Origin of the sequence: Modicisalibacter xianhensis (assembly GCF_900113605.1) — a bacterium.
Classification (GTDB): Bacteria; Pseudomonadota; Gammaproteobacteria; order Pseudomonadales; family Halomonadaceae; genus Modicisalibacter; species Modicisalibacter xianhensis.
On sequence record NZ_FOPY01000003.1, the window covers coordinates 102,380 to 117,619 of the forward strand.

10 protein-coding genes are annotated in these 15,240 nt (G+C 62.7%); 3 read left to right on the forward strand and 7 right to left on the reverse strand.

The genetic code is table 11. From position 1 onward, the window contains the following. Nucleotide 1: 1 nt before the first annotated feature. The 3 genes from siaB to BM194_RS03950 form a co-directional block, all read right to left on the reverse strand. Nucleotides 2–535, reverse strand: a complete 534-nt coding sequence (gene siaB / locus BM194_RS03940) for a biofilm regulation protein kinase SiaB (RefSeq protein ID WP_092843870.1) — start codon at nt 533–535, stop codon at nt 2–4. Next, nucleotides 523–2,631: a biofilm regulation protein phosphatase SiaA gene (siaA, locus tag BM194_RS03945; RefSeq protein WP_092843872.1), complete on the reverse strand. Its 2,109-nt coding sequence runs from the start codon at nt 2,629–2,631 to the stop codon at nt 523–525. The genes siaB and siaA overlap by 13 nt, the downstream gene beginning before the upstream one ends. Nucleotides 2,632–2,855: 224 nt before the next feature. Beyond that, nucleotides 2,856–4,796 carry an exoribonuclease II gene (locus BM194_RS03950; protein ID WP_092843875.1) on the reverse strand — a complete coding sequence of 647 codons (1,941 nt, stop codon included), beginning with the start codon at nt 4,794–4,796 and terminating at the stop codon, nt 2,856–2,858. A gap of 253 nt (nt 4,797–5,049) precedes the next feature. Here BM194_RS03950 and BM194_RS03955 point away from each other — a divergent pair, with 253 nt between their 5' ends. Then, entirely contained in the window at nt 5,050–5,862 is an 813-nt protein-coding gene (locus tag BM194_RS03955) for a Cof-type HAD-IIB family hydrolase (RefSeq protein ID WP_092843877.1), read from the forward strand. 37 nt (nt 5,863–5,899) lie between these two features. Further along, complete coding sequence (locus tag BM194_RS03960) at nt 5,900–6,976, forward strand: AI-2E family transporter (protein ID WP_177223337.1); 1,077 nt, start codon at nt 5,900–5,902, stop codon at nt 6,974–6,976. Between the two features lie 21 nt (nt 6,977–6,997). On the opposite strand, the gene BM194_RS03965 is transcribed toward BM194_RS03960, so the two are convergent. The 4 genes from BM194_RS03965 to BM194_RS03980 all read right to left on the reverse strand — a co-directional run bounded on the left by BM194_RS03965 (nt 6,998) and on the right by BM194_RS03980 (nt 11,745). Beyond that, complete coding sequence (locus BM194_RS03965) at nt 6,998–7,444, reverse strand: universal stress protein (RefSeq protein ID WP_092843881.1); 447 nt, start codon at nt 7,442–7,444, stop codon at nt 6,998–7,000. Nucleotides 7,445–7,537: 93 nt separating this feature from the next. Beyond that, complete coding sequence (locus BM194_RS03970) at nt 7,538–8,575, reverse strand: TIGR01620 family protein (RefSeq protein WP_092843883.1); 1,038 nt, start codon at nt 8,573–8,575, stop codon at nt 7,538–7,540. After that, the gene (locus tag BM194_RS03975; protein WP_092843885.1) at nt 8,572–9,978 is read right to left on the reverse strand and encodes a YcjX family GTP-binding protein; all 1,407 of its coding nucleotides are present in this window, start codon (nt 9,976–9,978) and stop codon (nt 8,572–8,574) included. Before BM194_RS03975 ends, BM194_RS03970 begins: the two co-directional genes overlap by 4 nt. Nucleotides 9,979–10,149: 171 nt before the next feature. Beyond that, nucleotides 10,150–11,745, reverse strand: coding sequence for a solute:sodium symporter family transporter (locus tag BM194_RS03980; RefSeq protein WP_092843887.1), 1,596 nt, complete (start codon nt 11,743–11,745; stop codon nt 10,150–10,152). Between the two features lie 492 nt (nt 11,746–12,237). Between BM194_RS03980 and fdnG the strand changes: the two genes are divergently transcribed. After that, nucleotides 12,238–15,231: a formate dehydrogenase-N subunit alpha gene (gene fdnG, locus BM194_RS03990; protein ID WP_244890879.1), complete on the forward strand. Its 2,994-nt coding sequence runs from the start codon at nt 12,238–12,240 to the stop codon at nt 15,229–15,231. Nucleotides 15,232–15,240 lie beyond the last annotated feature (9 nt).

Below are 15,240 nucleotides of genomic sequence, written 5' to 3' on the forward strand. Positions count from 1 at the left end.
GTCAAACGGTGGCTGTGAGGCTAAAGAAACCGCGCCCGTCGGGCAACTGCTCGAGTGACGCCTGCAACGGCTGGCTGGACTTTCGCGCCATGTCCAGGATGCCCAGACCGGCACCGCTACTCGCGGCTGCCTCGCGGGGTTCGCGTAACTGACGCTTGTAGGCCTGCTTGAGTTCCGCCTTGTCGAGTCCCGCCAGGCCCTGGATGGTCTCGACCAGGTGGTTGCCGTCCTCAAGCTCGACGAGGTTGCCGGCCGATACGAGATACTGGCCATGCGCATTCTTGGCCACCGCCACGGTGGCTGTCGCGTCCTGCTCGCCGTAGCCCTGCTGGCGTGCATAGTGACGGATGTTCTGTGTCATCTCGATGTAGATGGCGAAGACGTCCATGGCCGACGACGGCGTGGCATCCTGGCTCGACAGGTAGCTGCGCAGAGCGTTGCCGATTTCCTCGATCAGGCTGCGCGAGATCGGACCATTGAAGCACAGCATGATGCGCTGTTGCTGGTAGCTTTCACGCATGGCTAACAAGTCCATGGCGTCTCCTCTTGTGATGGCTCGCCCCGTGGCGAGACTGGGTTAGCCGGTGCCGGGCGGCGATGCTGGGTATCTTGCTCGCTAAACGGCGTGGGGGAGGGCTGCAGGCGGAAGCTGAGTACCGTGATGTCGTCGCGCTGAGGCAGTTCGCCCTGATAGGAAACGAGCTCGGTTTCGAACCGGGCGATCTGCTGCTCGGGAGGCAGCTGAGCGTATTCCACCAGCATCGCTTCGAAGCGCTGGTTGCCGAAGCCGAACCCATGTTCGCCACCTGCCTGGTCGAGGAACCCGTCGGTGCACAGGGTATAGGTCCAGCCGGCATGCAGCGGCTGGGTGACATTGCAATAGGTGGTGCGGCGCTTCTGCGCAACGGCGCGCTTGGCGCCGCGCTGGACCTGAAGGTCCTGCCCGTTGCTGGCATAAAGCGACATCTTGGCGCCGGCAAAGGCCAATGTGCCGGCCAGGCGGTCTACCCAGACCAGGCCGATATCCATGTTGGTCGCAATGGTCGGCGGCAGCTCGTCCTCACGAAGCAGCTCACGGCTCTGCCGGTCGGTGGCGTTGAGAATCCCGGCCGGGTCATCTTCGCCGGCCTCGAGAATGGCATGGTCGATGGCGGCGCGGGCCAGCATCGTCATCAAGGCACCGGGCACGCCATGGCCGGCGCAATCGACGACGCCCAGCAGGTAGCCCCGGGGAGTGGCGCGAAAGACATAGAAGTCGCCACCGACACGGTCGCGGGGACGCCACAGCACGCCGTAGTGATGTTCCAGCGAGTCGGCGATCTGACGTGATGGCAGGATGGCACGCTGGATGATACTGGCATATTCGAGGGAGTCTTCGATCTGGCGTTGGGCAAGCGCCATTCGGGCGTTGGCTTGCTCGAGTTCGCGGGTGCGCTGACGTACCTTGTCCTCGAGCTGCTGGGTGTGTTGCTCGACCTGGCTGGCCATGCTCGAGAAGGCGCGTGACAGCTCGCCGATTTCATCATGCCGTCGGACGGGAAGTTGCGGACTATAGTCGCCCCCGGCAATGGCCTGGGTCGATTGTTGGAGGCGGCGCAGAGGGCTGATGATCAGGCGGTTGGTAGCGACGATGAATGCCAGCAGCAGGCACGCCAGGAGCAGGGCCAGGCCGCCTGCCATTCCCCACAGCCAGCCTGGCGCGAGAAACTGGGCCGCCTGGATATCCAGCGCGGTGATCATCAGCCAGCCCAGCTCCGGCATGTAGCCGACCGACAGCAACCTGGGGCGGCCATCCAGCGTCGCCAGCAGTGTCTGGATCGTGCCTGGGGCGCGCTCGGCCTGCTGCATGACGTCAGTCAGGGCTGCGCGCTGGGCTTCGGTATCTAGCAGGGACTGGACACGCTGTTCGCGCTCGGCCGATACGGCGTTGGCGCCCGAACTGAAGGCGATGCGCTGGGCATCGGGGTAAGCCTGCAATGCCCCGTTGCGGTCGACGATCATCGGCATGATGCCTTGGGCATCGCTGCGGATGAAGTCATCCAGGAACCCGCTCAGGTCGAGACCGCTGCCGGCCATGCCCAGTACGCGCCCTGCATCGCGGACTATCACGTTGAACCATACGTTGGTAACGCCGAGCTTGGTATCCACATTGACGTTGATGTTATAGGGCTTGCCACTTTCGACAGAGTGGAAATACCAGCGGTCGTCGGGGTCGTCGGAACTCAGCCGGTAGCTGGGGCGCAGTGCGTTTGCGCTACCGGCATCGTTGAAATAGTAATTGCCACTGGCGTTGGCGACGATGAAGTAGGCATGATCGCTGAAATCCTGCCGATAACCTTCGGCTTCCTCGAGAAAGTCGGCTTGACGGCGGGTGTCCGTTTCGTTGGCCAGCCAGCGGCGTGTGGACAACGAGTTTGCAAAGCGCTGCGATAGGGCCAACTCGCGAGATACCGGCGCGAGGATGCGCTGCATGTGCAGTAACGTATAGTTTTCGGCGTAAGCGTTGGCGAAGTGGCGTCGAATGTCATCGATGGCCTGCCAGCCGATCAGGGCGGCGGGAACCAGGGCGATGAGACAGGCCAGTAGCAAGGCCAACGCCGACTTGCCACGCAGTCCCCAGCGAATTGCCATGGATGTTCCCCTGCGACAAGGGCGGGCGAAGGTTCGTGTTCTGGTTGTTGCCCGCAGGGCGTAACATGCCACAAAGCGCCGTTGGCAGCGAGATGACTCATTGTCCGATAGGCAAAAACCTGATGTTTTTTGACGAGGGGCAGATGAGCCGAACAAGGCAGGGGGGAGGGACGCGAGGAAGGGCAATGACACGGCGGCCACGGTGGGCCGCCATGCGAAGGGGGTCAGGCAGCCGGGCGGGCCACCAGGGAGCGCGTATCCTCACGCGCTTCGGTCAGCACGACCTGGGTGACGTCGCCGAGCTTGAAGCGCTCGACACCGTCGACCTGGACACGGCCTTCCTTGTCATCGATGGCCACCTTGTCGCGGTCGCTGTGGATCAGCGGGGCAGGCACGAAGGCAGTAGCGCCGTTGGCTGTCAGGCGGACACGCATGCCGCCGCGGTTGATCGAGACGATCTCGGCCTCGAAGGCCTGTTGTGCCTCGGCAGCAGGGGTTAGGTAGCGTACGTACAGCCAGTCCTTGACGTCGCGCTCGGCCATGCGGTTGAGCTTGCGACGCTCCGTCAGTTGTTCGGTCAGCGTGGCGCTGGCCTCTGCCGGGGCCTGCTCGCCCTTGAGGACACGCTTGATCAGGCGATGGTTGACCATATCGCCATACTTGCGAATCGGTGAGGTCCAGGTGGCATAGGCCGGCAGCCCCAGGCCGAAATGCGGGCCAGGTTGGGCTGACATGCTGGTGAACCCCTGGAACTTGCGCAGGCGCGCATCCAGCCAGGCATCGTCGCGGCTTTCCAACGCACGCTTGAGCTCACGATAGCGGGGCAGTTCGAGCAGAGCCTCGCGTTCGACCTCGATCTGCTGGGCCGTGAGGAATTCCAGGGCGGCATCGGCCTTCTCGGGCTCGAAGGCGTTATGCACGTTGAAAATGCCATGACCGACCTGAGCGGCGAGAAGATCGGCGCAACAGGCATTGGCGGCGATCATCGACTCCTCGATCATGCGGTTGGCGATGCGCCGGTCCTCGATGCGCACGTCGAGCACATTGCCCGATTCATCGAGATCGAAGACGTAATCGGGACGATCCTTGAACACCAGGGCATGTTCGCTGCGCCAATGGCTGCGTGCCTCGGTCAGCTTGGCCAAGGCCTGGAGCTGCTCCCCGATACCGGGCTCGGGTGCCCAGCCATCCCGGCCCTCGAGCCAGTCGGACACGTTGTCGTAGACCAGACGGGCATGCGAGCGCACGTTGGCGGCGAAAAAGCGGTAGTCGCCCAGGCTGCCATCGGCATTGACGTCAAGCGTACAGGCCAGGGCCGGACGATCCTCGCCTTCCTTCAGCGAACACAGGTCGTCTGCCAGGGCCTCGGGCAGCATGGTGACGTTCTGCCCGGGCAGGTAGACGGTGAAGGCCCGGGTCTGCGCTTCCAGGTCGGCGGCATGGCCTTCGGCGACATAGGCGGTCGGGTCGGCGATGGCCACGGTCAGGCGCCAACCGCCGTCTTCGCGCGCCTCGACGTGCAGGGCATCGTCCATGTCGCGCGTCTTCTCGCTGTCGATGGTGAAGAAGGGCGTCGCGGTCAGGTCTTCGCGTGTCAACCCTTCCTCAAGCATCGGCCAATCGTCACCGGCCTGTGGCGACGCCTGCTCCAGGGCGTGACGCGCCAGGGTGACCCGCCACGGCACCGCCGGATCGTCGGTCTTGGCAATCAGTTCGTCGATCTGCGTGAAGAAGGCGCGATCGTCGGGCTTGAGCGGATGACGCACCAGGCATGCCACCACCCAATCCCCATCGCCGAGACTCTGCTCGTCGAGGCTGTTCTTGACCCGGGCCTTGAGTGAATTCTTGATCGAGGGGTGATCCGGAATCACCGCCAGGCGGCCTTCACGCTTCTGCACCCGGGCGATGAAGCGATCCAGGCCCGCTTCGAGCAGGGTTTCCGGTTCGACGGACTTCTTGTCGCCTTCCTCCTTGAGGACGGCTTCGACACGATCGCCGTGGAGTACCTGCTTCATGGCGGGAGGCGGCACGAAGTAGGATTCGCCGTTATCGGTCTCGAGAAAGCCGAAGCCGCGGTCGGTCGCCTTGATCACACCCTCGACACGGGGCGTGTTGTCACGGATCTGTTGCTTGAGCTGGGCAAGCAGCGCATTGTTTTGCAGCATGAAGGAGTCGGTACGATTGGCGGGAACGAAGGGCCACTATACGGATTTACGGCGCCATCGCCAATTCCCGTGGCCCATGACGAGACGATGCCGGTTACTCAGGGCGTCTGCGATGGTGTGCCGTCCATCGAGAAGGACAGGGTCGCGATCGTTCAGAACTGGCGCCCGACCTGACGAGTGTCTTCAAGCCCAGTCTCCCTTCGTCAACAAAGTGCGGTAGCCTGAGAGGTGACATGCGGCTCAAGGAAGGAACATGCAACCCCATCTGATCGTGACGGATCTCGACAACACCTTGCTCAACGCAGAGCATACGCTCGACCCGCTGACCATCGAGACGTTTCGGCACCTGGCCGGGCAGGGGCATCACATTGCCCTGGCTTCGGGGCGCCATTACCGGGATATCGCCGCGTTCCGCCAGCGGCTGGGTGTCGATGCCTACATCCTGAGCACCAACGGGGCGCATCTCTATGCACCGGACGACACGCTGATCGCGGAACAATGGGTGCCCCACGATCTGGTCAGGGAACTGGTGCGGATGCCTCGCGGCAGCGACATTCGTCTCAATCTCTACACCGGGGATGGCTGGCTGATCGATGCACCGGCACCAGAGCTATTGAGGCTGCATGCCCACAGCGGCTTTGGCTACGAGGTCGCCGACCTGGAAGCCCATGACGGTAACGGCGTCGGCAAGGTGCTATGCATCGGCGATCCCGAGGCGTTGGCGGCGCTGGAAGAAAGCATCCGGGCCAGCCTGGGTACACGCCTGCACATTACCTATTCCATGGCGGATGCCCTCGAAATCATGGCCGAGGGCGTCAACAAGGGCGTCGCCCTCGAGCGGTTGCTGGCGCGGCTCGACGTACCCGTGTCGCGCTGTTTGGCGTTCGGCGACAATCTCAACGATGCTGAAATGCTACAAGTCGCCGGTCATGGTTTCATCATGGCCCGGGCGCATCCCGACCTGCCGGCTCGCGCACCCCGGGCCGAACGGATCGGCCATCATCACGACAGTGGTGTCGCCCGGCGCTTGCGTGCCTTCTTCGATCTGGAGGTGTCGGTCAGCTAACCAGGCAGAGCCATTTCACATGACAAGGAGTGTCATTGTGTCATCTTACGAACAACGCGATCTCAGTGATTTCCGTCGGCGAGTGTGGATCGTCGCCGGCGTTGCCACGCTCACGCTCTCGGCACTGGCGGCGGTATGGTTCGGGTACCGGATCCTCATGTTGATCTTCGCCGGGTTGCTGCTGGCGCTGTTCTTCTCGATTCCGGCGACCTGGCTGCAGCGCCATACTTTTCTTTCGCAGCGCTGGGCGCTGGCCGTCGTGCTGGTCGTGTTGGCAGGATTGGGCCTTGCCTTCGGTTTCAAGTTCGCGATGAGCCTCAACCAGGAATTCGCTCAGCTGACCAAGGTAGTCCCCGGCTCCCTGGAAGCGCTCAAGGAACAATTGAGGACCTGGCCCCTCGGCTCTTATATCGTCGATGCCTTTGATCGTGCGCCGTCACTCGAAAGCGCGGTGAGAGACTGGTCATCACGCGTCTCGACGCTGTTCTCGACGACCTTCGGTGTCTTGCTCAATGTCGTCGTCGTGGTATTCATCGGTCTGTTCGCGGCGTTCGAGCCGTCGATCTATCGCAAGGGGCTGATGCGGCTCATCTATCCGTCGCAGCGGCCACGTATCGCCGAGTTATTGATGACGCTCAAGTACCGCATGTCGTGGTGGCTGATCGGGCGCTTGTCATCGATGACCGTGATCGGCGTGCTTTCCGGAGTGGGGCTATGGCTGCTGGATATCCCGATGGCGTTCACGCTCGGGCTGCTGGCGGGGCTGTTGTCGTTCATTCCCTACCTGGGGCCAGTCATGTCGGCCGTACCGGCCTTGCTGGTGGCGTTCTCGCAGAGCCCTACCAGCATGTTGCACGTGGCCATTCTCTATCTGGCAATCCAGTTCCTGGAGAGCTATGCCATCACGCCGCTCATCCAGCGTGAAGCCGTCAGTATTCCGCCGGCGCTGCTGCTGGCCGTGCAGGTCTGGCTGGGCCTGTTCGCGGGGCTCATCGGCTTGCTGATCGCAGAGCCGTTGATCGTGCTGTGCATGGCCGCGGTGCAGAAACTGTATGTGGAAGATTGGGTCGAGCGCCAGACGCAACAAACTGCGTCTGGCCCGTCCGACCCGTAACCTGGTCAATGCGGCCCTGGCTCAGGGTCGATGCACCGTGATGACTTCGCAATCGGCCGCATGAGAGACCTTGTGCGACACACTGCCGACCACCAGCCCGGCGATGTCACTCAGGCCACGGCTGCCCATGACGACTGCGTCGACACCCAGCAGGTTGGCCTGCTCCAGAATGACGCGGGCCGGGTCGCCCTGCTGGATGCTGACATCGACATCGGTCACGCCATGCTCCGTGGCTTCCTGCCTGGCACCCTCGGCAATCTTCTTGCCGGCACGCTCGACCTCGTCCTGGGGCGCATCCATCAATACGGAGCCGGCACCCCAGATCAGGCGGGTATCGTGGGACAGGGTCTCGGGAATATGCAGGATATGCACGCGGGCTCGATCCTGAATGGCCAGCTTGCAGGCGATGGCCAGGGCGTGCCTGGCATTTTCGGAGCCGTCGACGGGCACCAGCAGCGTCTGATACATGGCTGTCTCCGTAGGCGAAAGATAGCGCTGTCACATACACCCTTAGCGTAGCTTGCCTAAGGGTTGCAAAGCCTGTCCTCGATCAAATGAAGGTCATTTTTGGCGTTCGTCGCCAGGTGCTGCTTCCAGGCGGCGCAGGCGTTGCCAGAGTTCGCTGCGCAGGTCGCCGATGCGCGGTGCTTCCTGTTCATCGAAGGGCAGGGGGCGCATCAGGCGCATGGCGCGAAGCCCCAGCCGGGCTGACAGCAGCCCGACCCCGAGCCCCTGGCCGGCGCGGGCCGACAGCTTGCCGGCCAGGTTCATCGAGAACAGCTGCATGCTGGCGTCGGACACCAGTTCGCTGGTACCGGCGAAGGCCATGTTGGCCAGGACGCTACGAAACAATTTGAGCCGGCTGGCATAGCCGAGCTCCAGGCCGTAGAGCGCGGCGATACGATCGAGCATCGCCAGATTGCGCCAGGCCACCAGAAGCATGTCGACCAGGGTCAGCGGGCTTACGGCCACCATGATTGCCGTGTCGCCGGCCATGCGCGAGATCAGGCGGCGGGCTTCCCGGTCGCGCGGTGCCAGCAGGTGATGGGACAGCAAGGCACGAGTCTCGGCGCCGTCGTGGTGTGCCTCATGCGCTTGCTGGAATGCCTGCCAATGCGGGGCGTCGCGGTCGAGTTTTATCTGCTCGCGGAGCTTCTCGCCCAGACGCTCGGCCTCGCGCCCCGAGGTCGTCTCGAGGCCCGACAGGCGCTCACGCAGTCCGGCGTGACGGCGCAGGCGGCGCAGGCGGAAAAGTTCGCGCAGCAGCGCCGAGCCCCCGAGCCCGAGGGCCAGCAGGCCGAGCGCGCTCCATGCGCCACTGAGCAGGTCGCCGCTCAGCGATGACACATACAAGGCTTGGCCGGCTTCCACGGCGCCAAGCGTAAGACTACCCCCCAGGACTGCCAGCAATCCCCAGCGTCGCTTTCGCGGGCGTGCCAGGCTGCGGTCGAGCGCGGCATCGGTCGTGGCAGGCAGGGAATCGTCCAGGGCATGCGATGTGGTGTCGACGGCATAGTTCTCGGCGGGACGCAGGTCGACGGTGCCGTCCAGAGAAGAGGAGTCCAGCGTAAAACGCTGGCCCGGTTGCGGATCGCTCATTGCAGCTTGTCTCCGATCAGCCAGTCGAGGGCGGCATCCATGCGTATGTGCGGTAACCCTCCGCCGCGAGTCTCTCGGGAAAGCGGACGGAAGGCGGTGAAGGCAAAGCCCTGGCGGGCCCAGAAATCGGGGCGCGGCAGGCGCGTAGGCACTTCGCCGGGAAATACCAGCGTCTCCTCGCCGTCCAGGGTCACGCCGCGCAGGGCGGGGGTGCGCTTGCCCTGATGTTCCACCTCGTGGGCCTGGGTGGCGCGGATCGAGGCCAGCGACAGCGCCTTGACGGGAACGTCGGCAAAACGCAAGTCCTTGATCGGCTCCGCCAGCAATGCCTCGAGCAGGGTGACAAGGTGCGTGTGCTGTTCCGGCGTGACATGGTCGGCCTTGGTCGCGGCGATGGCCAGGCGATCGATACGCGGCGAGAACAGCCGGGAAAGCAGGCTGCGCTTGCCGTAGTCGAAGCTGCGCATCAGGGTCGCCAGTGCACGCGACAGGTCCTCGAAGCGTTCCGGCCCGGCATTGAGCGCACCGAGCACATCGACCAACACGATCTGGCGGTCGAAGCGGCGAAAATGCTCACGGTAGAACGGCTTGACCACATGCTGCTGATAGTAGGCGAAGCGCTTGGCCAGGGTGCGGTAGATACTCTCGTCGGGCAGGCTTTCGAGGTGTTGCCGGTCGGCGTCCTCGAGCCCCGGCAAGGGGAAGAACTGTAATACCGGCGCCCCATCCAGATCCCCAGGGAGCAGGAAGCGGCCTGGTTGCAGGTCGGAAAAGCCGGCATTGCGTGCAGCCTGCAACGAGTCGGCATAACGCCCGGCAATCTCGGCCAGTTCGGCTTCATCGGCGGGCGCAGCCGGATCCAGCCGCTCGACGGTGGCCAGCCAGTCGGCGGCCAGTTCGCGGCGTTGCGGTGACAGGGTCGCCTGCTGGCGCTGGCTCCAGCTGAAGAAGTCATGTTCCAGCAACGGCAGGTCGAGCAGCCACTCCCCCGGGTAATCGAACAGGTCCAGCGTCAGCGTGGCCGTGTCGCTACCCAGGCTGCCGAACAACCCATTGTTTTCAGGACGGTAGCGTATGTGCAGGCGCAACTCGCTGATGCCCCGTGTGGGCTCCGGCCAGTGAGGCGGTTGCTGGTCGAGTGAGGCGATGGCCTGATCATAGGGAAAGCGCGGTACGCCCAGGTCCTGCTGGGCGACACGCTGGGCACCCAGCAATCGCCCTTCCCGGGCTGCCGGCAACAGGTCGAGGCGGGCCTCGACGCCGGCGTGGCGCAACTGGTGTACCAGCGAGGTCAGGAAGGCCGTCTTGCCGGCCCGCGACAGTCCGGTGACAGCCAGGCGAAGCTGCCGGTCACGGCTGCGCTCGATGAGGTTGTTGAATTCGCGTGCCAGGCTCTGGCGCATGGAGTGTCCGCTTCCAATCGGGTTCAGTCACTTAATCTGAGGATGATTGGCCTCGGTGACAAGTCGGCCAAGGCAGATGCATGAAAATCGGCGCTTGAAACGACGGCGCCCTGCCGCAGGTCATGCAGCAGGGCGCCGGGATGTGGCGAGAGTAGAGCGAGAGCTCGGAGGTTATCCGGCAAAGGCCAGGTAGATGGCAATGACCAGAACGATCAGCACGATGCCTGCCGGAATGGCGCCTTTCCATGGCGTCAGGTCGACCTGGCCGCTGTCTTCATGCACCCAGTCGGTGGCGCGTGGACGCACCTTGCCCAGGATCAGCATGAGCGCGACCAGCAGTACGAACACCAGCGCCACGAAGTGGAAATTCTGGATCACGTCGAGCACGGCGGTGAACGGTGGCACGAAGTAGACCAGGCCGATGACGAGACAGCCGCCAACCAACGAGATCTTGGCGCCGATCGCCGGGACCCGCTTGGTCAGCAGGCCGACCAGGACCACGGCCAGGATGGGGATGAAGTACATCGCGTTCATCTTCTGCAGATAGCCGAACAGGCTTTCCTGGCCTGCCAACAGCGGCGCGATGGTCATCGAGGCGAAGGCCAGCACCCAGCCGAAGATCTTGCCGGCACGCACCACCTGTTCCTCGGTGGCGTGCTTGTTGAACACCTCCTTGTACAGGCCAAGGCTGAACAGGGTGGTAGTACTGTTCAGCGCCGAGTTGAACGACGACAGGATCGCGCCCACCATCACCGCGGCGAAGAAGCCGGTGAGGTACGGCGGCAGCACGTTGAAGACCAAGTGACCGTAAGCCTCGTCGGCGCGCACGTCCTGATCGGCGTAAAGGTAAAAGGCAATGATGCCGGGCAGCACCAGGTAGAGCGGCCCGAGTAGCTTGAACAGGCCGGTCAACAGCACGCCTTTCTGGCCCTCGGCCAGGGTCTTGGCGGCGAAGGTACGCTGGATGATCTGCTGGTTGGTGGTCCAGTAGAACAGGTTGATCAGGAACACGCCGGTGAACAGCGTGGCGAAGGGAACCTGCTGGTCTTCCCCGCCAATCGAGTTGAGCTTGTCGGGCACGTTCTGCTTGAGGGTATCCCAGCCGGCCATCACGCCATTGTCGCCACCCACCGCCTGCAAGCCGAAGTAGACGATCACGAAGCCGCCGATCAGCAGGCCGACCCCATTGAGCGTATCGGAAACGGCGACGGTACGCAGGCCGCCGAACAAGGCGTATACCGAGCCGATCAGGCCCACGACCCAGACCGTGGACCACAGCAGTACGGTATCCGACTGGATGCCGGTCAAGCCTTGCAGGTCGAGCATGCCGGCCAGCCCCACCGCACCGGAATAGAGAATGATCGGCAGCAGAATCACGGCATAGGCGATCAGGAAGATAATGTTACAGATCAGCTGCGTAGTCTCGTCGAAACGAATTCGCAGCAACTGGGGCACGGTGGCGATGCCGCTACGCAGAAAGCGCGGCAGGAAGAACAACGCCAAGGCCACCAAGGCAATGACGGCAACGACTTCCCACGCCATGACGCTCAAGCCATCGGTAAACGCGGCGCCATTGAGGCCGACCATCTGTTCCGTGGACAGGTTGGTCATCAACAGCGAACCGGCGATGAGCGGGAAGGTCAGGCTACGGCCCGCAAGAAAGTAGCCACGGGTACTGTTGTGATCGTCACGGCGCGTGACGAGCCAGGTGATCAAGGCGACCAACCCGGTGAAGAAGAGAAACGAGAGTAGGGTGAGGGCATGCATAAGAAGGCATCCTTGTGTGGCTTGTATGGCCTGATTCCGATCGGTCCACTGCGACACGCCACAAGGCAGCAACGCCAACAGGGTTGTCCGGACAACTCCGGACAACCCATGCTGACACTGATTGTCTGCCATGCGGCACCGCACAAGCAGGCTGCGCTGCGATTGTCGGTGGCGCACAGTATATAAGTGTGAATCGATTCTTCCATCATCCATTTGTCGGACATACGTGGTTGCATGTCTGTTTGCAGGCTTGCCTGCCAGGCAATAACGTTTCGTTACGGAAAATAAGCGTATGTATTAGTTAAAGTTTGCCTAGCTGCGTTGTGTATCACTACGCTTAGAACACAGGACCATGTCGGGATCGGGTTGCCTGGGCGGCGGTTTCCTGACGGCATGGATCGAGGTGAGGAGAGAAAAATGACACTACGCGTAACGCGAAGGCAGTTCTTCAAGCTGGGAGCTGCCGGGATGGCCACTTCCAGCATGGCCATGATGGGATTCGCGCCGGAGCCTGCAGTCGCTTCGGTGCGCCATTTCAAGCTGACTGGCGCCAAGATTACCCGCAACAACTGCACCTACTGCTCGGTGGGCTGCGGTCTGCTGCTGTATAGCCGCGGTGACGAGAGCATCAATAACGTCGACGACATCTACCATGTCGAGGGCGACCCGGATCACCCGGTCAGCCGTGGCTCCCTGTGTCCCAAGGGGGCAGGCATTCTCGATTTCATCAAGAGCCGCTCACGCTTGTCGCACCCCATGGTGCGCGAGCCTGGCAGCAGTGAATGGAAGAGGATCAGTTGGGACGAAGCGCTGGACCGTATCGCGCGGCACATGAAGAACGATCGCGACGAAAACTTCGTCACTCAGGATGAAAACGGCAATACCGTCAATCATTGGCTGACGGCCGGCTTCCTTGCAGCCTCGGCGTCCTCCAACGAAACCGGCTACCTGACCCACAAGGTGGTACGTAGCCTCGGCATGCTGGCCTTCGACAACCAAGCGCGCGTCTGACACGGACCGACGGTGGCAGGTCTTGCCCCAACATTCGGTCGCGGTGCCATGACCAATCACTGGGTCGACATCCGCAATGCCAACTTGATCCTGTCCATGGGTGGCAACTCGGCAGAGGCACACCCCGTGGGCTTCCGTTGGGTCATGGAGGCCAAGTATCGCAATAACGCCAAGCTGGTGACCGTTGATCCGCGCTTCACGCGGACCGGGGCCGTTGCCGATTTCACGGCGGAAATCCGCACCGGCACGGATATCATATTCCTGGGGGGATTGATCAGTCATCTGATCGAGACCGACCAGATCCAGCATGAATATGTGCGCAACTATACCGATGCCGCGCTGATCGTACGCGAGGATTTCGGTTTTCACGATGGGTTGTTTACCGGTTTCGAACCGGTGACCGGAACGTACGACAAGGACACCTGGCACTACGAGATCAATGACGAGGGCTTTGCCCGGCGCGACGACACATTGCAGCACCCACGTTGCGTCTATCAGCTGATGCGCAAGCATTACAGCCGCTACACGCTGGACATGGTAGAGACCGTTTGCGGGATGCCTCGGCATAAGATCCAGCGCATCTGGGACATGGTGGCCGAGACGGCCGTGCCCGGCCAGACCATGACCATCCTTTATGCCCTGGGCTGGACCCAGCACTCCATCGGCTCGCAGATCATCCGTGCAGCAGCCATGGTGCAGTTGTTGCTCGGCAACATGGGCATGGTTGGCGGCGGGGTCAATGCGCTGCGCGGTCACTCCAACATCCAGGGGCTGACCGACCTGGGGCTGCTTTCCAACCTGCTGCCCGGCTACATGAGCCTGGCCCAGGCCGAGGAGCAGGACTATCGGGAGTATATCGAAAAGCGCACCCGCGAGCCGCTGCTGCCCGATGAGGTGTCCTATTGGCGGCACTATGAGCGTTTCCATGTCAGCCTGATGAAGGCCTGGTTCGGCGATGCGGCCACCGAGGCTAACAACTGGTGTTACGACTGGCTGCCCAAGCTCAGCGAGCCACTCTACGACGTGCTGCATACGTTCCATCGCATGCATAACGGTGAGATCAATGGCTACTTCTGCCAAGGCTTCAACCCGCTGGCCTCGTTCCCGCACAAGGCCAAGATCACGGAGTCGCTCTCCAAGTTGAAGTATCTGGTGGTCATGGACCCGCTGGCGACGGAAACCTCCGAGTTCTGGAAGAATTACGGTGAGTACAACCCGGTGAATCCCGAGGAGATCCAGACCGAGGTGTTCAGCCTGCCGACGACCTGCTTCGCTGAAGAGGACGGTGCCATTGTCAATAGTGCCCGCTGGCTGCAGTGGCACTGGGCGGCGGCACCGCCGCCGGGCGAGGCGCGCCCCGACGTGGAAATCATGGCCGGGCTGTTCCACCGCCTGCAATACATGTACCGCGAGGAGGGGGGAGCCTTCCCCGATCCGATCCTCAACCTGACTTGGTACTATCGCCAGCCGGCGTTCCCGGGGCCGTCGGAACTGGCGCGAGAATACAACGGCTGGGCGCTGCGGGACGTCTACGACGAGAACCGCAACCTGGTGTGTCGTGCCGGGGAGCAGTTGCCTGACTTCGGGGCCCTGCGCGATGACGGCAGCACGTCCTGCGGTTGCTGGATTTTCTCGGGCTCGTGGACCGAAGAAGGCAATCAGATGGCACGGCGTGACAATTCCGATCCTTACGGGATAGGCATGACGCTGGGCTGGGCATGGGCGTGGCCGGTCAATCGGCGGATTCTCTACAACCGGGCCTCGGCGCGCCCCGACGGGACGCCATGGACACGTGAGAAGGCGTTGATCTGGTGGAATGGCACTCGCTGGGTGGGTGCCGACATTCCGGATTTCCCCAAGCAGTCACCGCCGTCAGCCGGGTTGGGACCGTTCATCATGAACCAGACCGGTCGCGGCCAACTGTTTGCCCGGGATCGCATGGCCGAAGGGCCGTTCCCCGAGCACTACGAGCCGTTCGAGTCGCCGATTGGCATGAACCCGCTAAACCCCGACAACCCGCTGGCCAAGAACAATCCGGCCGCCCGGGTGTTCGAGGAGGATCGCGAGAACTTCGCCACCTTCGAGGAGTTTCCGCATGCGGCGACGACCTATCGCCTGACCGAGCACTTCCACTTCTGGACCACGCATGCCTTGCTCAACGCAATCATGCAGCCCGAGAAGTTCGTGGAGATCGGTACGGGGCTGGCCGAGGAACTGGGTATCGAGCGCGGCGACCGGGTACGGGTTGTCTCCAAGCGTGGGCATGTCGATGCGGTGGCGGTGGTCACCAAGCGTATCCGGACCCTGCAGGTGGCCGGCAAGACAGTCCATCAGGTAGGGATTCCGTTGCACTGGGGCTTCAAGGGCGTCGCCAAGAAGGCGCACCTCACCAACGAGTTGACGCCTTTCGTCGGTGATGCCAACACCCAGACGCCAGAATTCAAGTCGTTCCTGGTGCGGGTCGAGAAGCTCTAAGGAGGCGCT